This is a genomic window from Myxococcus guangdongensis, from assembly GCF_024198255.1.
Taxonomy (GTDB): domain Bacteria; phylum Myxococcota; class Myxococcia; order Myxococcales; family Myxococcaceae; genus Myxococcus; species Myxococcus guangdongensis.
Window position 1 is genome coordinate 216,915 of record NZ_JAJVKW010000010.1, and the last position, 20,282, is coordinate 237,196.

Sequence of the window (20,282 nt, forward strand, 5' to 3'; positions counted from 1 at the left end):
CATCACTGCAACACCTGCCGGGCAACACGCCACGCGCCCTCGACATCCAGATGCCGAGCGGCGTAATCGCGAGCGAGCAGGTCCTCCGGCACGAAGCCGTCATGTTTCTCGAGCGCCATGTTCACCACCTGGCGCGTGAGGGACTCGGCCCGAGGCGGCCCCTCCGCCACCAGCGCGCGCAGGGCGCTCTCCACGTCGGCTTGCGGTCCCGCCACGCTCAACACGGGCCCCAGCGTCTGCACCGACAACCCACGGGCCTGGAGCGCGAGCGCCAGCGTGTGCACCACCGCGTCACCGGCCCACGGGAAGACATGGACCTCCATCCCCGAGGCCACGATGGAGCGCTCGGCGAGCCGCCATCGTTTGAAGTTCGCCCGAGCCTCCGCGAGCAGCTCCAGCGCCCGCGCATCCAGGTAGCGAGGCAGCCCCTCACCGGCATAGATGGCGCGCATCTGCTCCCGGACGCGGTCATGCACGCGGCCGACACCGGTGGGCTCGAAGACGGGCACGCGTCCCGCGGGCGCGGGCTCCAGCTCCACGACCTTCTCGTCGCCCTGCACGGCGAGCACGCGCCACCGTCGTCCACCGAAGATGAGGTACGTGCCGACGAAGAGCGGCTGGTCGATGGGCATCGTGCCCAGCGTGCGGCCTTCGGCCACCAGCCGGAACTCCTCCACCGAGGCGAAGGCCGCATAGAAGCTGTAGTGGTTGACGAGCCGCTCCCCCACGCGGCCCAACAGCAACGTCCCATCCGAGGACTGCGAGAGCAGCTCCCGCTGCCCCAGCCCGCGCAGGAAGCGCACGAAGTCCTCGCGTGACACCTTCGCGAAGGGACCTTCGTGGCACAGCGCCAGGAAGGCCTCGCCCGCCTTGACGCCCCCGTGCTGGGCGATGAGCGAGAGCAACTGCTGCACCAGCGTGGAGAAGTGGAAGGCGCCCGACGCGGGAGGCTCGAACCAGCTCGTCAGCAGCAGCTCCAGCATCGCCACCGACTGGACCAGCCGCACCCGAAGCTGGTCCGGCAGGGGACTGGTGTCCGTCAGCTCCGCTTCTTGAAGATACAGCCGGAGCACGGCGGGGCCGCCCTTGCGTCCGCTGCGCCCCAGTCGCTGACGGAGGCTGGACACCGAGGGCGGCACGCCCACCTGCGCGATGCTCTGCACGGAGCCCACGTCGATGCCCATCTCCAGCGTCGTCGTGCACACGAGGCTCACGGGGCGCTGCTTCGCCTTGAGCGCGGCCTCCGCCTCCTCGCGCAGCTCCTTGGACAGGTTGCCGTGGTGCGGGAAGAACTCGTTGGGCAGCCGCGCGTCTTCGCACCTGCGACGCAGGAGGTCCGCGTACAGCTCGACGTTCGCGCGACTGTTGGCGAACACCAGGTTGTGCGTCCCGCGCAGCGTCTTGAAGAGGTGCGCCCCCACGTCGTGCTCGTCCTCGGGCATGTCGTCCGTGGGCTCCTCGTCTTCTTCTGCGCGAGCATCGGGCGCGCGCTTGCGATAGCCCCGGAGCTGGAGGAGCAGCTCGCCGCCGCCCGAGTCGGAGTTGCACAGCCGGACCTTCGCGCCCGCGCCGGGCCGCAGGAACTCCGCGGCCAGCGACATGTCGCCCAGGGTGGCGCTGAGGCCCACGCGCGGCACGGTGCGCCGCAGGCTCAGCTCGACACGGTGCAGGAGCGACTGGAGCTGACAGCCCCGCTCGGTGCCGATGAAGGCATGCAGCTCGTCGATGACGATGTGCTCCAGTCCGGAGAACAGTCCGGCGAGCGCGGAGCCCTGGCGGATGAAGAGCGCCTCGAGTGACTCGGGCGTGATGAGGAGGATTCCCGCGGGGGACTGGAGCAGCCGGGCCTTGTGGCCTTGGGACACATCGCCATGCCACCGGTGCACGGGGATGCGCAGCCCCTCGCAGAGCCCGTCGAGTCGCTCGAACTGGTCGTTGATGAGCGCCTTGAGCGGACCCACGTAGATGGCGCGCACGCTGCCGCCGGCGTCCTCCGCCAGTCGGCTGCAGATGGGCAGGAAGGCGGCCTCCGTCTTCCCGCTCGCCGTCGACGCGGAGAGGATGACGTCCTGCGTCCCCTCGAGGAGGGGGACGATGGCGGCCTCCTGGATGCCGCGCAGCTCCTTCCACCCCTGGGTCCACACCCAGCGCCGCACCTGGGGGTGCAGTCGATGGAAGGCGCTCGACGCGGCGCCGCCCGGGTCAGAGCTTGAAGGATTCGAGCTCATCATCCGCTCCGGCCGCGGGGGCCCCCGCCTCCGTCTCGCTCAGGGGCGCCAGGTCGGGATTGAGGTCCGTGGCGAACTCCACGCCGCCGAGCAGCTCCTTCCAATCCGCGCCCGGGTTCTGTTCGAGCACGGCCAGCAGGTTGATGAACGCCGTCACGGTGCTGCGGGGCGTGCGGAAGTACGCCTCGCCGATGCGCTCCGAGCAGTGGGTCATGAAGCCGTGGAGTCCCTCGTCGGGCAGGCGCTGCGCGGACGCATCTCCCGCGGAGTAGACGTGCCGCAGCTTGGTGAGCAGGACGTAGAGGTCCTCGGGGGTGAGGTTGGCCAGCCGGAGGACCGGGGAGCTGTAGTCGACCAGGTTGCCCACGGCGAAGGTGTTCTGCGCGAGGCGCGACTGGAGGGCCTCGTAGCTGTAGAGGCCGCGGCGGGTGTCCATGAGGAACTCGGGCGTTCCTCCCAGGATGAAGCCCAGGCCCTCGGCGCTGCCCTGGAGACAGTCGTTGAGGATGCGGAGGATCTGCTCGTAGTTGGACGCGCGGGCCTTGGTGTTGGCCATCTTGTAGAGATTGACCAGCTCATCCAGACACACCATCAACCCGTCGTAGCCGGACAGGCGGACGAAGCGCGCCAGGAGCTTGAGCTGGTCGTAGACATCCGCGTCGTCGATGATGGTGCGCACGCCGAGCGCCTTGCGGGCATCGGTGCGCGTGGAGAACTCGCCGCGCAGCCACTTCACGGCGTCGGCCTTGAGCACCTCGTTGCCCGTGTCGTGGCCGCGCCAGTAGGCGGCGATGACCTCCGCGAAGTCGTAGCCGCCCACCAGCTCCGACAGTGCGGCGAGCTTCTCGCGGATGACGACCTCGGGGTTCAGCTCACGCGCCTTGGCGTCGGTGAGGGCGCTGGAGACGAAGCGCTCCACGACGCTGGCGAGCGCGCCGCCCTCGGGACGGGCCCGGGTGGCCAGGTTGCGCATCAGCTCCGCGTAGAGGCTGCGGGCCTTGCCGTCCGTCGCGTGCAGGCGCCGGTCGGGGTTGAGGTCCGCGTGCAGGGTGACCAGCCGCTTCTCCAGGGCGATGGAGCGGACGAGGTTGAGGAAGAACGTCTTGCCGGAGCCGTACTCGCCGATGACGAAGCGGATGGCGCTGCCGCCCTCGGCGATGCGCTCCACGTCGCGGACGAGGGCGCGGACCTCCTCGGCGCGACCGACCTGGATGTGCTGCTGTCCCACGCGAGGCACGACGCCCGCGCGCAGCGACTGGACGATGGCGTCCCGGTCCTTCGGCCTGATGCGTCCCTGGGGCGTCGCGTCCGTCATGACATCATCTCCTTGATCGCCTGTTCATTGAGCTGAAGGGTCTCGTCGCCCTCGAGGATGGGCTCGCCGCACACCTCGAACGCCGCGTCGTTGATGACATCCAGCGCGCCCTCCGGAAGCAGGCCGAGCCCGCTGGCCAGCTTCTCCACCTCCGAGCGGGGCCACTCGGGCTTCGCGACGAGCGCGCGCAGGAGGGACGTGTGGAGGGCATCGAGGCCCGCGATACCTGCCTGCGTCGGCGGGGGCGCGGGAGGGGGTGGCTCCTCCTCGGAGAAGATGCTCCCCAGGAGGCTGGAGACCGCGGCGGTCTCCGCGAGCTTCGCCTGGACGCTGCGCATGTCGAGCGCCACCCGCTCGCCCTTCTCGGGAGGTGGGGCGGGGATGGCGAATCCCTGCTCGGGGGCACCGGCCAGTCGCATGGGGACGGGCTCGGTCGCGGGGCGTGACGCGGTGGCGGCGTGGACGCGCGAGTAGACGCTGCTCTCGTCGAGCCCCAGCATGGCGTAGAGCTTCGACAGCGTCTTGAGCTCCTGGGGTGACACGGTGCCGTCGGCCACGGCGACCTCGACCAGGAGGTTTCCGAGCGACGTGCGAGCCTCGGGTGTCAGCGCCTCCACGCGCTTCTTGTGGCCCGCGCTGGAGGCGGGGCGCGCGAGCAACCAGGACACATGGGCGTGGAGCCGGACCTTTTCGGAGGAGAGCAGTCCCTGCGCGGCTTCGACGAGGGCCTCCATGCGATGGACTTCGTCGGTGGAGACGGTGCCATCGGCGGTGGCCACGGCGGCGGCGAGGTGGAGCATCGCGAGCGCGGACAGGTAGCTCGCCGAAGGGGCGCTCGGTGAATCGGGAGGCAGCGGGAAGAGCCACGCGGACTCGTCCGGGGAGAGCACGGCGCCGCCCATGCGAGGGTCGGGCTCCATGCCGTGGCCCAGCTTCTCCAGGGCCTGGGCCAGGCCCACGGCCTCGGCCTTGGTGAGCTTGCCGAGGGTCGCGGTGGGCCAGTGCTTCAGGAGGTCCGTCGCGGGCACAGGAGCGGAGGGGTTGTTCCCGAGGGATTGGCGCAGCAGCGCGCGGAGTGCCTGCACGTCCGAGCCTCCGTCGATGGAGGCGGCGAGCTCGGGAGGAAGCAGGGCGAGGGCGCTCATGCTGTTGCGCGCGTCGGGGTTCTTCCCCACCCAGCGACTGTAGGACTCGAGCGATTCGCAGCACTCCTCGATGAGCGCGCGCACGGGCTTGAGGGAGGTCTCGGAGGCTTCGTTGATGGAGGCCGAGGCCAGGCGCACCGGGCCGCCGAAGGATGCGCTCGCGGGGTTGTAGCGGGCCTCGACCTTCGATTTCAGGGCGCGAGGGACGATGCCCGCGCCGTGGTCACGTTGGTAGCGCGCACGGAAGAGCGCCTGGAACTCCTCGGGGCAGCGAGTGGCGGGCGTGCGCAGCCGGGTGACATGGGTCTCCACGGCCCAGACGAGGGCCCAATCCGCGGGGAGTGGGAGCGCCCGAGTGGCGGCCGTGCCCGCGGCCATGCGCACGTCGAACGACGCGGAGCCGGCGTTGCGCAGCCAGACTGCGGGAGACTCCTTCAGCAATCCATCCTCGCTGGTGCGACGCACGCGCAGGACATCGAGGAAGGCCGAGGCATAGTTGGCGAAGGAGTGGTTCTCCCCGTAGACATCGAGGAGCCCTTGGACTTCGTCTTCGATGAGCCGGGCCTCGGCGCGCGCATCGGGTTCGGTGCCCAGCTCGTGGAGCACGCGCCGTTCCAGTCCGTAGAAGAACAGGAAGACGAAACCGATATCGATTCCAGGCTGACGTCGTCCATCCGCGAGCCATGCGAGGTATCCCGCGCGGGAGGCGGGCGAGAGGTCCGAGTACGAGGGCCAGTACCGCAAGCCCTGGACACCGCGATTGGGGCGGGACGCGACCTCGAGCTTGGGGTTGATGAGGGCCGGTTCAACACTCGGGGTCTTCACCGCGCGCAGGCGCGAGCCCACGTAGACCATTCCATCCTTGAGCGTGTAGCCCGCGACCTCGATCGACTGGCCCGGAGCAATCCACTCCGTCTTCTGCGCAGCCACGGGAGACAGCGTGGAGTCAGGCGCGGACGCAGGTCCGAGGGGCTGCACGGAGGCGACGCGCTGCACGGTCTCGATGGTGGGGGCGGGCTCAACAGGTTTCCGGGTCGGCGAGGGATCCGACAGCACACTGCGCTCGAGGGGCGTGGGCTCGCTCGGCGTCCAGGTCGGAACGAGAGGCGAAGGCGCACGCGGTGCGTGCTCGACGGGTTTCCCAATCGAGGAGGGCGGCGCTGGAGCGATGACGGCGCGCGCCGACCGCATCGGCTCGATACGTGATGCCGTCGGTGTGGAGACAGCCTGCGCGAGCGGCTCGGTGGAGCTCTTCACCACCGTCCGTGGCTCATCCGCGATACGAACCTTGAGCCCGGGTGAGACCCGGGGCGCGCTCACGCGCTCGAAGCGCAGGGCAATGGTGGACGAACCAGGCGAGGAAGCCGCTGGAGCAGGGGAAGGGACAGCGGCGGTCACGACGCCGGACCGCGCCTGCTGCGAGGCCTTCCAGCGGGCATTGACCTTGTTGAGCCAGACAATGCCACCCCACGCGCCCAGCCCGAGCATGACCATGCAGCACAGAGGGCCCCCGACTCGGTCTGACTGAGCGGCGGCCACCAGGGTCGGCAGCGCCCGAATCCATACCTCCATTGTGTTGCTCCCCGCCCGGCGCCTGAGGACGGCGACCGCTCACGTCTGGCTCTATCCGTGAGACGAATGATAGTGGGTTGCAAGCACGAGCGTGAGGCAAAGGGCCCTGCGGAGCCTCACCCCGGGGTGGTATTCCCATCGGGGTGGGCATGACCCAGCGTGGGGCCGAAAGGTGTCGCGGATTGCGGCCCCTTGCTCATGGCTGGGTTTTGATTGCCGAGGTGTGTGATGCCACTGCCGCTCATTCCCGCCGCGTTTCTACTTGCAGGTCTTATTGGTTACGGCGCCAAGAAAGGCTACGACGGAATCGACAGCATGAAGGACGCCAAGGACATTGGCGAAGAGGCGGAGGCCCGCCATCAGGACGCGGTCCGGCGGTTGGACGGTGCTCGGGGCGTGCTGCAGCAGCAACTCGATGCGCTGTCCGCTCGGCGCGACGGCATCATCACCACGACCTTCCGCCGGCTCTTCGATTTCCTCGAGCAGTTGAGTCAGAAGGCGCGCCTGGAGGCGCTCGAGCGCCTGGGGACGGTCGGCGTGAGTCGGGAGGAGGTCCGGCTGTTCGCCGCGCAGTACCTGGAGGCGGGCGGCACCCTCTCGGGCTCGGTGGCGGCGGCCGTCACGGGTGCGGGCGCGAGTGCGCTGACCACGGGCCTGGTCACCACCTTCGCCACCGCGGGGACGGGCGCCGCGATGTCGGGGCTCTCCGGCGCCGCGGCCAACAGCGCCTTGCTGGCGTGGCTGGGAGGCGGCTCGCTCGCCTCGGGAGGCCTGGGCGTGGCGGGAGGCACCGTGGTCCTCGGAGGCATCGCGGTGGCCCCCGCCGTGGCCGTGGTCGGCTTCGTCCTCGCCCATCAGGGGGAGAAGGCGAAGACGAAGGCCATCGCCTACGCGGAGGAGGTCGACGCCCAGGTCGCGTCCATCGACGCGGCCATCGCGCTGCTGGCACGGGCGTGCACGCGCGTGGAGGAGTTGAGCGGAGTGCTGGGCGCGCTCGACGAACGCGCGGGTCGAGCCCTCGACGCGTTGTGGGCGCTGGGCGGACGGTTCGACGCGGAGGACGATGTCCACCTGGCCCGGTTCGCCACCGCGATGCAGTTGGTGAAGGCCCAGAGCGAGCTGATGCGGATGCCCCTCTTCGCCGACGGCGGAGACCTGAACACCCAACTGGAGACCTTGCTGGAGCAGTCGCGTGGCCTGCTCCAACGGGGGACGTCATGACGCTGAAGACGGAGCTGTCGCTGAAGGACGTGCTGACGGGCATCCAGGTGGTGGCCGACTGCGTGCGCGACATCCAGAAGGAGCGCACGGAGCAGACCCGGCTGCGTGAGCAGTCCCGCGTGGATGTCGAGCACATCCACGCCATGCGCGACGTGCTCATGGACTACCTGGACCGCAGCTTCGACGAGCGACGGGAGAACTTCCGACAGCTCTTCGAGCGCCTGGACGGAGCCATCGCGAGCGACAACGTGGGGATGGCGGCCGCGGTCCTGGAGTCGGTCGTGAAGCTGGCGGACGCCTCGCCCTTCAAGGCGCTGCGGGATGTGGCGGCGACGCGCGCGGCGCTCGGCAAGGAGACGGAGTGGAAGTTCTGAGGGACGAAGTCCACGCGAGGGAGCCATGCGCGCGGGGGGCTGCCTGCCTGCCCCTGGACCTGTGAGGCCGGTGCGCGGGGACGCGGGGTTCTCGGCTGCCTGGAGCGTTCACATGTTGACGCGGAAGCAGCGGATGCGCCGGAGGTGTGGGTTCGGGTCTGGAACGACACGCATGGGGAGGCCGCGACGATGGACCGCAAACGCCGGGTCAAGGGCTGGGCCCTGGGGCTCCTGCTGGGCGTCTGGGGCGTGAGCTGCGAGCGTCCCGAGGACACAGGAGGAGGTGGCGAAGGCACTCCCTCCGCGAAGAACCGTGAGATGCGCTCGGCGTTCTGGCGCGACCTGATGGCCTCGCGTGAGAAGGCGCCAGACCCCGAGGCCCTGAAGGGACCGGATGCTCAGGGCGTGGGGGGCTCGGGACGCGCCGAGCCCACGGGCATCCTGCACGGCCGGGTGACGTGGGTGGGGGACAACGAGCTGCTCGTCCGCGACGGAGCGGGCGTGGAGCAGGACATCGGGGTCGTCCCCGATACCCGACTGCGGTTGAACGGGAACGCGGTGGGCCTGGCGTCGATGCGAGAGGGCGACGCCGTCAAGGTGGCCTACGACGACAGCCCTGGCGGCTGGGTCGCGCGCGAGGTGGACGTGGAGGTGAGCCCACCTCGGGACATCTCCACCGAGCGCGAGGGGCGCAGAGGGCGAGCATCGGGCGAGCAGCGTGGAGGTGACTCCTCCACGCTGCCTCGCTGACGATGCTCACCCAGGACGCATCGTCAGCTCAGAACGCCGCACCATTCGCGCGCCGTCCGGGAGACGAACGGAGCGCGGGGTTGAGCTGGGGATGGCGGACGAAGGGCGCGCCGGCCTGGGTGTCGGGCGAGCGATTGATGGAGATGTCGTCCTCGGTGGCCGTGTAGCTCAACTGGTCCACGGTGGCCGAGTCCAGTGCACGCAGGTACACCGAATCGCTGGTGTTGTTGAGCCCGAGCGTCCCGGACGACGCGGACACGGTGTTCGGTGTCCCGGGCGTGTAGCCGCGATTGCCTCCGAAGACGACATACGCCCCGCCCGCGGGCACGAGCGTCCCGTTGCCGAAGACATGACGGACGCTGGCGGCATCCGACAAGGTCCACCCCGACAGGTCGACGGGGGTCGTGCCGAGGTTGACCAGCTCGATGAACTCGTAATCGGGGTCCGGCGTGGAGGTGCCGTTGCCATTCGGGGTGGAGGGCTCGTTGGCGAGGACCTCGTTGATGATGACCATCGGCGCCGGCGGCGGCGCCCCGCCAAAGGCATAGCGGCTGATGACCGGGTAGTGGTCGCTGACGACGTTGCCGTAGTCGGGAATGTCCGTGGGCCGGACGACCTTCAGCGAGCTGGGGACGAAGGACCCGGCGACGCTCGCGTTGACGAGCGTGTGGTCGATGGTTTCGGAGTAGCCGGTGGTGGTGCTCTCCGAGCGACTCGTCAGGGCTCGGGTGATGAAGGTGTAGCGCGAATCGGAGACGAAGTTCTCGTAGGGCGTGGGCTTGGGGATGCCCGCGACGGTGGTGATGGACTCGTCCAGGTCGTCATTCCAGTCTCCGATGACGAACAGGCGCTCCACGGGGTGGTCCTCGAGGTAGTACTTGAGGCTGGCGCTCGCGTCGGTGCGGAGCCCATGTGAGTACTCGTCCGCGGACGCCTTCATGTGCAGGACGATGACGGTGAGGGGCGTGGTCGTCCCGCGCAGGGTGAAGTTGACGCGCAGGGGAGGGCGTCCGCCAAAGCGGTTGGCGACATCCACGAGGATGAGCTCGGCGCTCTGGAAGGTGACGCTGTCGTCGTAGAGGATGGCCAGCTTCTGTCCACTCGCGGTGTAGATGCTGCCGGCGTTGGGGACGCGGCTCGTGTCATTGGAGATGAAGCCGGAGTAGTTGGGGAGCTGCGCGAGCAGGGTCGCGAAGTCCTGGCTGTCGACGACCTCGACGAGCCCCCAGATGTTGGCGCCGGTGGTGCGCAGGATGTCGCGGGTGTGGGAGATCTGCAGGTCATCGAGCGTGCCACCCGGAGAGGTGGAGTTCGGAGGTCCCTGGGTATCCGAGCCGAACCACTCGAGGTTCCAGTGGCCCACGGCGATTTCGACTCCCGCGGGGAGGATTTTGAGCGGCAGCTCGCGTGAGGCGAAGGTGTCCCGGCTGTCGGTCACCACGAACGTGATGCGCGGAGTGCCCGCCGTGGTGGGCGTGCCGGAGAGGGTCCCCGTCGTGGAGAGCGAGAGCCCCGCGGGCAGGGTGCTCGAGGTGCTCCACCGCAGGGGCGCCTGGCCACCGGTCGCGGCGAGGGTGACGGAGTAGGCCTGGCCCACGGTGGCGTCGGGCAGGGTCGCGGTCGTCACCGCGGGAGGCGGGGCGATGGTGGTGACCGAGAGGCCCTTGTCCGCGAAGCGGCCGTTGGCGTCGGTGGCGCGCGCGGTGAAGGTGGTGGCGCTCGCATTCGTGGTGCCGCTGATGCCGCCGGACGCGGAGAGGCTCAGGCCCGAGGGCAGCGCGCCCGAGGCGATGCTCCAGGTGATGGGCGTCTTGCCACCGGAGGCGGCGAGCTGGGTCGAGTACGGCTGTCCGAGTGTGGCGGGCGGCAGCAGGTCCGTGGTGACGGTGGGGAGCGCGTAGACGGCGACCGTGGCCTGATGTGTGGCGGAGCGACTGGCGGCGTCGGTGGCGCGAAGGGTGACGGTGGAGGAGGTGGCGCTGGGGGCGAGGGTGCCGGAGACGAGCCCGTTCTCCGGTGCGAGGGTGAGTCCCGAGGGCAGCGCGCCCGAGGCGATGCTCCAGGCGAGGGGCGCGCGGCCGCCCGCCGCGGTGACGGAGCTGGAGTACGAGGTGCCCGCGTAGCCATCCGCGAGCGTGCCGCTCAGGGAGAGCGGCGCCTCGACGACGAGCGCGAGGGCGCGGCTGTCGGTGCGTCCATTCGCGTCGGAGACGCGCAGGGTGACCGCGTGGGAGCCCGTGGTCGAGGGCGTGCCGCTCAGCGCGCCTTGGGTCGACAGGGAGATGCCCGAGGGGAGCGCACCGGAGGCGAGCGTCCATGCCAGGGTGCCCTGTCCACCGGTGGCGCCGAGGGTGTGTTGATAGGCGATGCCGCGCGTCGCCTCGGGGAGGGTCTGCGTGGTGATGGTGGGCAGCGCGGAGACGGAGACGGAGACGGAGACGGAGATGGTGCGGCTGTTGGCGTCACTGGCGACGACGTTGAAGGTGAAGGCGCCGCTCTGGGTGGGCTGGCCGTGGAGGAGCCCCTCGCGAGCGAGGGTGATTCCGGGAGGCAGCGGCCCTGTCGTGGTGAACACGTACGGGGGCTTGCCCTGGGAGGCCGAGAGGGGGCGGGTGACGTTGTCCTGGACGTAGAGGCTCAGCGCGGGAACGGCGGCAAGCGTGGGGGGTAGATACGTCGAGAGCGAGACCTCACGCGAGTCCGTGGCGCCGGCGGAGTCCGTGACGCGGAGGACGAGTGGGAAGTCGCCCGACGTGGTGGGAGTGCCTTCGAGGTTGCCCGAGTCACGGAGGCTCAGTCCGGGAGGCAGCGTGCCGCTGACGAGCGTCCACGTGTACGGCGCCTTGCCGCCGAGCGCGGTGAGGGCCTGGGCGTAGGTCCTGTCCGTATAGGCATCGGGGAGGTGTGTGGCGGTGATGGTGAGGCCGTCGCGGACGGTGAGCTGGAAGGCGGCGGAGGCCGAGCGGTTGTTGGCGTCACGGGCTTCGAGGGTGAAGGACGACGTGCCCGCGGCGGTGGGCGTGCCGGCGAGCGACAGGGCCTCGAGGCGGAGGCCCGCGGGCAGGGTGCCCGAGGCGACATGGAGGGACAGAGGAGGGCGTCCGCCCGAGGCCGTGAAGGTGAACGAGTACGGGGCGCCGACGACACCGAGCGACAGGTTCGCGTTGGCGAGTGTCGGCGGGGTGAGGACGGTGAGCTCGAGCTGCTTGGAGATGCGAGCGCCGGAGCCGTCGTCGACCTGGAAGGTGGCGGAGAAGGTGCCGACGGCGGCGGGGGTGCCGGAGACGAGCCCCTGGGCGGAGAAGCTCAAGCCAGAGGGCAGCTCACCGCTGGCGAGACGCCAGATGAGGGGCGCGGTGCCGCCGGAGGCGACGAGGGGCGTGGAGTACGACTCACCGAGGTACGCGTCGGGGAGCGAGGTGGTCTGGAAGGAGAGGTGATTGCCGCCGCCATCGGAAGGGCCCGGGCCCGAGTCGGGCGTGTCAGGCAGCTTTGGTGGCGGGGAGCTGGAGCAGGCTGCGAGGGAGAGAACGAGCAGCAGCGAAAGGGTGCGGCGTAACCGCATGGAGACTCCGGTCCGTCGGAGCTGGAAGAATTGCTCCGTGGTGAAGTCAACACTGTACTCCCCGGGAATGACATGGATTCAAGGGTACCGGGAGCCGGACAAGAAAAGGCCGCGGTCCCCGAAGGGACCGCGGCCCGGTGTCTCAGGAACAGAGAATCAGACTACGGATTCGCGACGCCCCACGACGAAGGACCGATGGCCCAATCCGCCGCAGTGTTGGTGTCCGTCGCGCTGACGCGGCGGATGGTGACCGTGTCCGGGGTGACCTGTGTCGTCGGAATGTCGTTCCAGTCAGCAGAGACCGCCACCGCCGTAGGGGTCGACGTGTAGGTGCAGAGCGCGCCACCACAGTCCGCAGGCAGCCACTGTCCCGTAGCCTGGAGGGCCTGCAGGTTCGTGGGGAACGCCGAAGGAGGAGTTCCGGTCGTGCGTGCGAACGCAGCCGCGTCCTGAATCGCTCCGGAGGCATCCTTGACCAGCAGGAGACGGTTCGAGAACGTGATGCCCGTCGTGCCGCCCTTGAAGTCCCAGGCGTTGTCGTAGTTCGCCGGCGTTGCGCTCTTGGGGAACTGGTCCTTGGCCGTGGTCTCGCCCACGTACGCAGTGGCCTCGTTGATGTGGACGACGATGATGTCGCCCTGGGCCACGGTGACATTCGGGAACGTCAGGAGAGTTGCAGGCGAGTTGATGTCCTGCTGGAGCACCAGACCGTCCGTGGTTCCACTCTGAAGAACCTGCAGCTCGACCAGGTCTCTGCTGCTCGGCCCGTTCGGCTGAACCTCGGTGATGCGCAACACCGCGACGACACGGAAGCCCGTGAAGTTCGCCGTGCTGTTCGAGGCAGCCACTCCAACACCCCGCGAGTCCGTCACGGTGTTGGCGACGGTGACCGTGTACGCGGCGCCCGCCGTCTGGTCCGTCGTGGTCACCGCGACCTGGCGCCCCGTTACCTGGGCGCCCGTGGCCATGAGCCCGTTGGAGAAGGTGAACTGGCTGGCCGCGTTGGTGATGCTGTCCTGGGCGATGTTCCGGTCGAACGTCAGCGTGACCGTCGTGGCTGCGGTGCCCGCGGCGGCGGTCAGCTTGGGGGCCGGGCACTCGATGATGGTGAAGTCAGACGCGGCGAACGCCGAAGGCTGGGCGTTGTTGTTGAACCGCCACATGGGGCCCATGAGGCGGAACTGGCAGCCGATGGTGACGTCGAGCGACCGCGCGAGACTCGTCGGCAGACGGGCCCGCAGGGCGTTCGAAGCGGCAGTCTGGCCCGTTGTGGTGAACGTGAAGCCAATGAAGCCAGCTCCCTGGTCAGTACCACCATCAGCGATGGTTCCAGTGAGTGAGACGAACTCGTACTCGTAAGTGTCGAGCCCAGCGACGAGGTCGGTCGCACCAGAGCGGTCAACGACGAGCGAACTCACGCCATGTCCCTGGCTGAGACGGGTGAAGTTCGTGACCGTCTTGGCCTCCTTGATCGCGTTGTTGACCGCCTTCTCGGTGACGGTCAGGCTGACGCGGTCGCCCACGGAAACTTGGCTCAGTGCCGCTGCATCGGTGACCAACATCGCTGGACCATTGGGCTCCGCCTGGAGGAAGAAGCCCACCTGCTCCGAGGCCGCCTGCCCCGGCACAGCGGGCTTGATGAACGTGACGTACGCACCGTTGATGGGATGGCTGAGAGCACCGGCTGCTGCGGTGAGGAACGTCCTAATCTGTTCGCTGGTATCCGCCGCCGTCGGGCCCGGAGCCGCCTCGCACGCGTTGCTCGTCGTGTTGCAGACCTGGCTCGCCGCGCAGTGCGCGTTCGTCAGACACTGCACGCACGCCGTGCGGTTGTTGCAGACCGGCTTCGTCGGGTCGACACCCGCGCACTGCGCGTCGGTGACGCAGACCTCGCACTGGCCACGGCCGTTGTTGCCCGTCGTGTCGCAGAAGTCGCGGGCGCTGTCCGGCACGCCGGCGCACTGCTCGTTCGTCGAGCAGCCGCACAGGTAGTTCGCGTTGCAGGCCGGCTTGGTCGCATCGCAGTGCGCGGTCTGGTCCGCGGTGCACTCGACGCACGCCGTCGGCGTGGTGTCCGTGCGGCAGACCGGGGTCGCCGGGTCGCACGAGGCGTTGTCCGCGCAGCCCTCGCAGGCGGTGCCCGTGGCGTTGCACGTCTGCTCACCCTGGCAACCCTCGGTGGCGTTGCACACCTTGCACTCACCCGCGCCGTTGTTGGCCGCCGTGTCGCAGATGTTGGTGGGCGAGGAGCAGCCCAGGTCGGGGCTCGTCGCCGAGTCCATGCAGACCTTGCACGCGCCCGCGCCGTTGTTGGCCGCCGCGTCGCAGATGGGCGCCGTGGCGGAGCAGCCGTTGTCCTGGCCGTTGCCCGTCGCGGAGTCCGTGCACGCCTTGCAGATGCCCACGCCGTTGTTGCCGGCGGGGTCGCAAACCGGCGTCTCGGCGGAGCAGCCGTTGTCCTGGCCGCTGCCCGTGGCGGTGTCACGGCACGCCGTGCACACGCCCTTGCCGCTCGCACCGGAGGGGTCGCAGATGGGCGCCGTGGCGGAGCAGCCCTGGTCGGTGCCGTTGCCCGTGGCCGTGTCGCGGCAGGTCTTGCACACGCCCGTGCCGGAGCTCACATCGCAAATCTCACCCGTGGCGCAAGCCGGGCTGCAGGTCACGCCCGCGTCCGGAGTCCCCGAGTCCGGAGTCCCCGAGTCCGGAGTCCCCGAGTCCGGCGTGCCGGAGTCCGGGGTTCCCGAGTCCGGCGTGCCCGCATCGGGCGTCGGCGGCTGGGTGACGGGCTCCTGCTTGCAGGTGCCGTCCTCACAGACCCACTCATTGCCCTCACTCGGTTGGCCATTGTCGGCGCGACAGTCAAACTGGTCGACGCACTCATCTCCACAGCCCGTGCCCAGCGTGACGAACACGGCGGTCATGAGAGCTGGAAGCCAATTTCGCTTCAGCATGCGGTCCCCTCCATTGGGATGCGACAGGTAGTAACCCCGCCCCATTACACCCGAACCCGGAGAGGGTCCATTGCGGGGCCCGCGTGACACCGCCATGTCACGCAGGATTCCCTTGAAAAGTCAGGCTTTCACGGAGTCTTGCGGGGTGTCTGGCCGCGTTGACCCGCGTACAAGTCGATGACCTGTGAAATCGCGCTCTGACACACCGCGCAGAAGGGCACGCGGTCGCGGGTGAACATGACGCAGTCGAGCTGGGGTCGGTAATACCCACGCGCCTCGTAGTTCGCTCCCTCGAAGGCACCCACCTTGCCCGAGTACTTCTGGGAGGAGAGGAACTTCTCCTCCCAGTCGCGCTGGGCGATGAAGAGCGAGTCCATCTCCGACTCCGGCTTGCGCTGGGCGCGGACCTGGCGGCGGCGCTTCTGCACGTCGTTGGAGTGGTTCTCGTAGGCCTCCTTGCCCCAAGGGGTGGGCAAGGGTGTCCCAGTCGTCACCAGGTGCTTCCACTTGAGCTGCTCGGGGTCCTTGAGGGCGGTGACGTTCTTCTCCCACGGCTCCAGGCGGTCCTCGCTGGGGACGTAGACGGACTCGGAGGTGTAGTACTCGTCCGCGAGCCCCGCGAAGTGGTGGCCGAACTCGTGGACGAAGACGTAGGGCGCCCACAGGCTGTCGGACGCCACCGTGCCGTAGAGGCCGAAGATGCCTCCGCCTCCGTAGGTGTTGCCGTTGGACAGGATTTCCACGAACTCGTAGGGCGCGAAGGCGGACAGCTCGCGGAACGCCTTGTTGTCGAAGGTGAGCACGTAGCGCTCGCTGCCGAACGCGTCATACGTGGTGCCCACGGGCGAGCGCTTGTGGACGCCGGTGGACGGCCGGGAGATGCCGGACTGCGTGGCGGCGGGGACGAGCCCCCAGACGTTGAAGTCGGCCTTGCGCTCCTTGAAGGGCGAGAAGGTGAAGAGGATGTCCACCATCCGCTTGGCGTCCTTCTCGAACTTGCCGCGCTCGGCCTCGGTGTAGCCGTCACCGAGGATGAGCAGGTCCACCTTCTGCTCCGAGGGTCCGTTCTCCATGAGCTTCAGGAGCGGGCCCGGCGCGGGAGGCGAGGACGGGTCCACGAACATGCCCTTGGGGTCGACGATGAGTGACCACACCTCGCGGAAGGCGTTGCGTGCATCGCGCTTCTTCACGAGCACCTGCACGGGGCGCTCGGGCGTGGGGAAGCGCAGGGACTCGTGGAAGGTGCGGTTCTCGCTCTTCGCGTCCGTGGTCAGCTCCCACTCGCCATAGATGGAGGCGAAGCCGCGGGAGAACAGGAGCTGGTTCGTTTCGCGGTCCCTCACCTCGTAGAGGTACTTGCCGAGGTTGGTGTCATCGATGGTGCGCTGGGGATGTCCCGGCCAGGGCAGCGGCTCGATGACGACCTTGTCGAGGCTGAAGCGCTCCTCGGTGGCGTTACCGGTGTGGAAGTAATCCACCCGGAGGGTGCGAGGGGCCGCGGCGGAAGCGCTCGTGACCAGCAGCAGGAGGGCAAGTAGGGCTCGCGTCATGCGCGGCACTCTACGCCGCGGATGCGAGGCTGGCGCGCCACGTGCGCGAAAGCGCGGCCTTCCTGACGCATGGAGGCATGGCGGGCTCACTCCACGAGTGAGCATCCGCCAGGTCATGAAGGCGCGAAAATCAGAAGGTGCCGGAGAGGCTCGCGGAGAAACCGTCACCATCCGTGGCGACTCCCACGGAGACAGGCGGAGGCGCCTCGGCCGAGGGGGAGAGCAGGAAGAGCACGGCGCCCGTTGCGGCAGCGGCACCGCCACCGACGAGCAGCCCGGTGAGGAGATTGTTCTTCTGCACGAGGGAGTCTCGCAGGCGCAGGGACTCCTGGTCCGTGGAGCGGATGCGTCCGTTCTCGAGCCGCTTCTCCAAATCGTTCACGTCCTTCTGCGCGAGCAGCCGCACCACGCCCGCGCCGCCCAGCGCCGCCACGCCTGTACCGAGCAGGACGTAGGACGCCACTCGCAGTCCGGGCGTGGATTGGGAAGCCGTGCCCGTGACGTTCTCCGTGAGCCGGTCCGGCGCGCTGACATCCAGGCTGTTCCCTGAGGGAGCTCCGTTCTTGTCCGGGGGACTGGGCTGCTCCCACGGTGCGCGACCATTGGAGTTCATCACCACGAGGTTGGAAGGGGAGCGTCCCGTGGTCACGAAGTCGACGAGCGCGGAGAGTGCTTCCGCCGGGGCATCCAGTCCCTGGGTCTTGAAGCCACCTTCACGGAGCTTCTGGCCACCCTCGACATTGAGCACGGTGGCCGCGAACCACTTGGGCCCGCTGCTGGGGCGCTCCAGGCGTACGACGATGACCTCCTCGACGCCGAGCGTGCCACCGAGACGGACCGCGTGGCTGAGGGTCCGCTCATCGCTGCCATCGGTCGTGGTGAGGCAGGGGAACGGCGTGGCGATGATGGAGCCTTCGTAGGCGAGGTCGACGAGCAGCGGCGTGTCCACGCCTTGCGCCTGGATCTGCCGGGGGAAGCTGATGGCGTCGCCCTTCACCACGGTCAAGTCATAGGTGCCCGCCGGCACATCGAGCGTCATCGGCGACTGGCCCACCTTGAGACCATCCAGATAGACATCCGAGGTCGGCAGGGTGGACCGAATCGAGAGCTTCACCTTGCGAGTCTGGTTCATCTCCCGACGCAACTTCTCGAAGCCTTGCCGCACCGAGGGCGCGAAGTAGTCGGGGTCAAGCGCGTATGTGGGCTGAAGCCGGAGCACGTTGCGGAACGCGGTGTCGCTCTCCTTCTGTCGCGTCATGGCCCGGTAGTTGATTCCGTGCAGGAGCTGGGCGCTCACGAAGAGCTTCCGACGTGCCTCGCCGACGGGGAGCCGGTTGATCTGCTGGAGCGCCTCGTCGACGAGCTGCGCCGCCTTGGCGTTGCGGTTCTCGTAGAAGTGGTCCTGGGCCGAGTCGAGCTGACGCTGGAGGTCTTCGTAGCTCTTGCTGGGCTGCGGGAAGAGCCGCTCGCTGAAGCCCTCCGCGCTCAGGACGTCCTGCTCGGGGCGGGACACCAGGGCGCTGAGGAACGCGTTGGCCTGGCTGCCCAGCTCCGCGTCCTTGCAGTCGCCGCTCGCGACGACCATGCGCCGCGGTGCCGCGAGTCCGAGTGCCGGAAGTGTCGCGATGAGAAAGATGAGGAATCGGAGAGCTGACATCGGAAAGGTCCGTGGAGTGGTACCGAGTGGCTGCCAGGATTGGTGCCGAACGTGATGACGAGTTCGAAGACTATCGGTTGAAACGACGCACACGCATTCGGGTTCCCGTCCCAGTGCTTTCCTGCCAGGAGAGGATGATTTCGCCGGTGCTCATGCGTTGAAGCGAATGGAAATTGGTGAGTGCCGAGCCGTCGTTGGCGAAAGAGCTGTCGTCGAGGGACTCCCACTGCTGTCCAGTCCAACGGGCTGTGTGCAGTCGATGCTTCGGGGAGTTGTTGCCGGTCCAGGTGATAAATGGGGTTCCCGATGCATCTGTTTGAAGTGCCGGGGTCATCATGGTCAGATCTCCCGACAGAGGCATGATCGTGGGCCCCAGGGGAGTCCAGGTGAAGTCATGCCATTTTGAAGTGGTTACTGCTTCGTGACCGTCGCCTGCCGTGTAGAGCCACGAGAGGATGGGAGTATCTGAAGGGCCTATTGCCAGGGAGACATAGGGATCTTGGTTGCGTATCTCGAGATCCTCTTGAAAAAGGGGCTCCCATACGTTGTTGATGAACTGGCTTGCGTGGATGGCGTAGATGTTGAGTGGGTTTTTCGCGATCCAGGCCATCGTGGGGGTATTGTTGCTCGTATATTTCAGGACAGGGGGGTAGGCATCCTTGGTTTGCTCTTGAATGTTGAAGCAGGTGCCTTGAATGTCCCAGCTGTCTGCACTCCATTCGGCAGCGCAGATGGTTGAGTTCCCTGAGGCATCTCGTTCTGCCCAGGTGATAGCCGGACGGCCCGACGCAGTCCATGTGAGATAGGGCGCGGTCTTGTAGATCTTGGCATCGTCCTCCTCGATGCTTGTGATCCCCATTGCACTCCATTGGGTCCCCGTCCATTGGGAGGCATGAATGCGTGCGCTGTATGGGTTGCGGTTGTGCTCTTGCGTCCAAGCAACTATTGGATGCCCCTCCGGATTGAGGATGAGTGAAGCCTTGGAGATGCCCGCGATGGATGAAACGGCTACGCCTGAGGGACCATGGTCTATCCATTCGCCATTCGTAAAACGTCTGACGCGAAGATGGCTTAGCGATGGCTTGATATCGTGCCACACGGCAATCAAGTTGCCGACGGTATCGAAGGCATAGCTCTCCATCGTTTCGCTGCTGGAGAGATACGTGCGTGCCCCATCACCAGTTCCCCAATCAATCCAGAACGGCACCACCCAGTCCCAGCCCCGTGACTCAGGCACCAGGCTGTTCCCCGCCAGGTCCACCACGGACTCGGTGAGCACCAGTCGAACCGGGTTCGACGGCGCATAGCCCTCGCCCGGGGACACCGTCAGCGTCTTCCCATCCCCCGACAGGCCCACCGTCCGGGGCACCTCCGCGTCACCCACCGTGAGCCGGACCGTGGCGCTCGTCACCGTGTCCGCTCGCATCGGCTCGGAGAACTCCGCCTGGATGGGCGCCTTCACCCAGACCCTCTGCGCGCCCGGCTCCGGCGACCGCGTCACCAGCCTCGGTGGCGTCCGGTCCACCACCACTTCCCGCGACTCCCCCTCGAACACCGTCTCCCCGAACACCGTCCGGGTCCGCAGCGTGTGTTCCCCCTCCGCCTCCACCGTCGTGTCCCACGCATACACGTACGGAGGCTCCAGCACCGCGAGCACCTCTCCGTCCCGGAGCAGCTCCAGCCGGTCCGGGACATGCCCCGCGACCTCCAGCCGGACCTCCAGGACGCCATTCGTATGGGCCACTCCCGCGGGCGCGACGATGCGCACCTCACTGTTCACGGGAGTGATTGCCGGCACCTCGATACAGGCCGGCGAGGACAGGAGGACAGCGGCCACCCAGGGCAGCAGGACAGGTCTTGGAGTGCGCATCACGAGACGTCGGTGCAGGCCCCATTCCGTTGCCCACAGGACAGTCCTCCGCACATAGCAGCCCTCCCTCACCCCCTTCAAACC

11 protein-coding genes are annotated in these 20,282 nt (G+C 68.1%); 3 read left to right on the forward strand and 8 right to left on the reverse strand.

Features of this window, described 5'->3' with window-relative positions; genetic code table 11:
• Positions 1-2 precede the first annotated feature (2 nt).
• From LXT21_RS28555 to LXT21_RS28565, 3 genes are read right to left on the reverse strand one after another with little or no spacing between them, the layout of a single operon-like run.
• The gene (locus LXT21_RS28555; protein WP_254041358.1) at positions 3-2,228 is read right to left on the reverse strand and encodes a DEAD/DEAH box helicase; all 2,226 of its coding nucleotides are present in this window, start codon (positions 2,226-2,228) and stop codon (positions 3-5) included.
• Positions 2,203-3,543, reverse strand: a complete 1,341-nt coding sequence (locus LXT21_RS28560) for an ATP-binding protein (protein ID WP_254041359.1) — start codon at positions 3,541-3,543, stop codon at positions 2,203-2,205. Before LXT21_RS28560 ends, LXT21_RS28555 begins: the two co-directional genes overlap by 26 nt.
• Entirely contained in the window at positions 3,540-5,684 is a 2,145-nt protein-coding gene (locus LXT21_RS28565; RefSeq protein ID WP_254041360.1) for a tellurite resistance TerB family protein, read from the reverse strand. The genes LXT21_RS28560 and LXT21_RS28565 overlap by 4 nt, the downstream gene beginning before the upstream one ends.
• An 804-nt stretch (positions 5,685-6,488) precedes the next feature.
• Here LXT21_RS28565 and LXT21_RS28570 point away from each other — a divergent pair.
• From LXT21_RS28570 to LXT21_RS28580, 3 genes are all read left to right on the forward strand, one after another.
• Entirely contained in the window at positions 6,489-7,481 is a 993-nt protein-coding gene (locus tag LXT21_RS28570; protein ID WP_254041361.1) for a hypothetical protein, read from the forward strand.
• A complete protein-coding gene (locus LXT21_RS28575) occupies positions 7,478-7,855 on the forward strand; it encodes a hypothetical protein (RefSeq protein ID WP_141330793.1) in 378 nt (125 codons plus the stop codon). Before LXT21_RS28570 ends, LXT21_RS28575 begins: the two co-directional genes overlap by 4 nt.
• A gap of 189 nt (positions 7,856-8,044) precedes the next feature.
• Positions 8,045-8,605: a hypothetical protein gene (locus LXT21_RS28580; RefSeq protein ID WP_254041362.1), complete on the forward strand. Its 561-nt coding sequence runs from the start codon at positions 8,045-8,047 to the stop codon at positions 8,603-8,605.
• 28 nt (positions 8,606-8,633) lie between these two features.
• On the opposite strand, the gene LXT21_RS28585 is transcribed toward LXT21_RS28580, so the two are convergent.
• The 5 genes from LXT21_RS28585 to LXT21_RS28605 form a co-directional block, all read right to left on the reverse strand.
• A complete protein-coding gene (locus tag LXT21_RS28585; protein WP_254041363.1) occupies positions 8,634-12,170 on the reverse strand; it encodes a putative Ig domain-containing protein in 3,537 nt (1,178 codons plus the stop codon).
• Positions 12,171-12,331: 161 nt separating this feature from the next.
• Complete coding sequence (locus LXT21_RS45235) at positions 12,332-15,121, reverse strand: Ig-like domain-containing protein (protein ID WP_267145425.1); 2,790 nt, start codon at positions 15,119-15,121, stop codon at positions 12,332-12,334.
• A gap of 128 nt (positions 15,122-15,249) precedes the next feature.
• Entirely contained in the window at positions 15,250-16,671 is a 1,422-nt protein-coding gene (locus LXT21_RS28595; RefSeq protein ID WP_254041364.1) for an IgA Peptidase M64, read from the reverse strand.
• Positions 16,672-16,801: 130 nt separating this feature from the next.
• Positions 16,802-18,256 (reverse strand): PEGA domain-containing protein, encoded by a 1,455-nt coding sequence (locus LXT21_RS28600; protein WP_254041365.1) that lies wholly within the window; start codon positions 18,254-18,256, stop codon positions 16,802-16,804.
• A 142-nt stretch (positions 18,257-18,398) separates the two neighbouring features.
• Positions 18,399-20,108, reverse strand: coding sequence for an Ig-like domain-containing protein (locus tag LXT21_RS28605; protein ID WP_254041366.1), 1,710 nt, complete (start codon positions 20,106-20,108; stop codon positions 18,399-18,401).
• Positions 20,109-20,282: the final 174 nt, after the last annotated feature.

Excerpts from the sequence above, each read along its gene's own strand:
- LXT21_RS28555 (WP_254041358.1), bottom strand. The coding sequence starts at position 2,228 with ATGAGCTCGAATCCTTCAAGCTCTGACCCGGGCGGCGCCGCGTCGAGC.
- LXT21_RS28560 (WP_254041359.1), bottom strand. The coding sequence starts at position 3,543 with ATGACGGACGCGACGCCCCAGGGACGCATCAGGCCGAAGGACCGGGAC.
- LXT21_RS28570 (WP_254041361.1), top strand. The coding sequence starts at position 6,489 with ATGCCACTGCCGCTCATTCCCGCCGCGTTTCTACTTGCAGGTCTTATT.
- LXT21_RS28575 (WP_141330793.1), top strand. The coding sequence starts at position 7,478 with ATGACGCTGAAGACGGAGCTGTCGCTGAAGGACGTGCTGACGGGCATC.
- LXT21_RS28580 (WP_254041362.1), top strand. The coding sequence starts at position 8,045 with ATGGACCGCAAACGCCGGGTCAAGGGCTGGGCCCTGGGGCTCCTGCTG.
- LXT21_RS28585 (WP_254041363.1), bottom strand. The coding sequence starts at position 12,170 with ATGCGGTTACGCCGCACCCTTTCGCTGCTGCTCGTTCTCTCCCTCGCA.
- LXT21_RS45235 (WP_267145425.1), bottom strand. The coding sequence starts at position 15,121 with ATGCTGAAGCGAAATTGGCTTCCAGCTCTCATGACCGCCGTGTTCGTC.
- LXT21_RS28595 (WP_254041364.1), bottom strand. The coding sequence starts at position 16,671 with ATGACGCGAGCCCTACTTGCCCTCCTGCTGCTGGTCACGAGCGCTTCC.
- LXT21_RS28600 (WP_254041365.1), bottom strand. The coding sequence starts at position 18,256 with ATGGTCGTCGCGAGCGGCGACTGCAAGGACGCGGAGCTGGGCAGCCAG.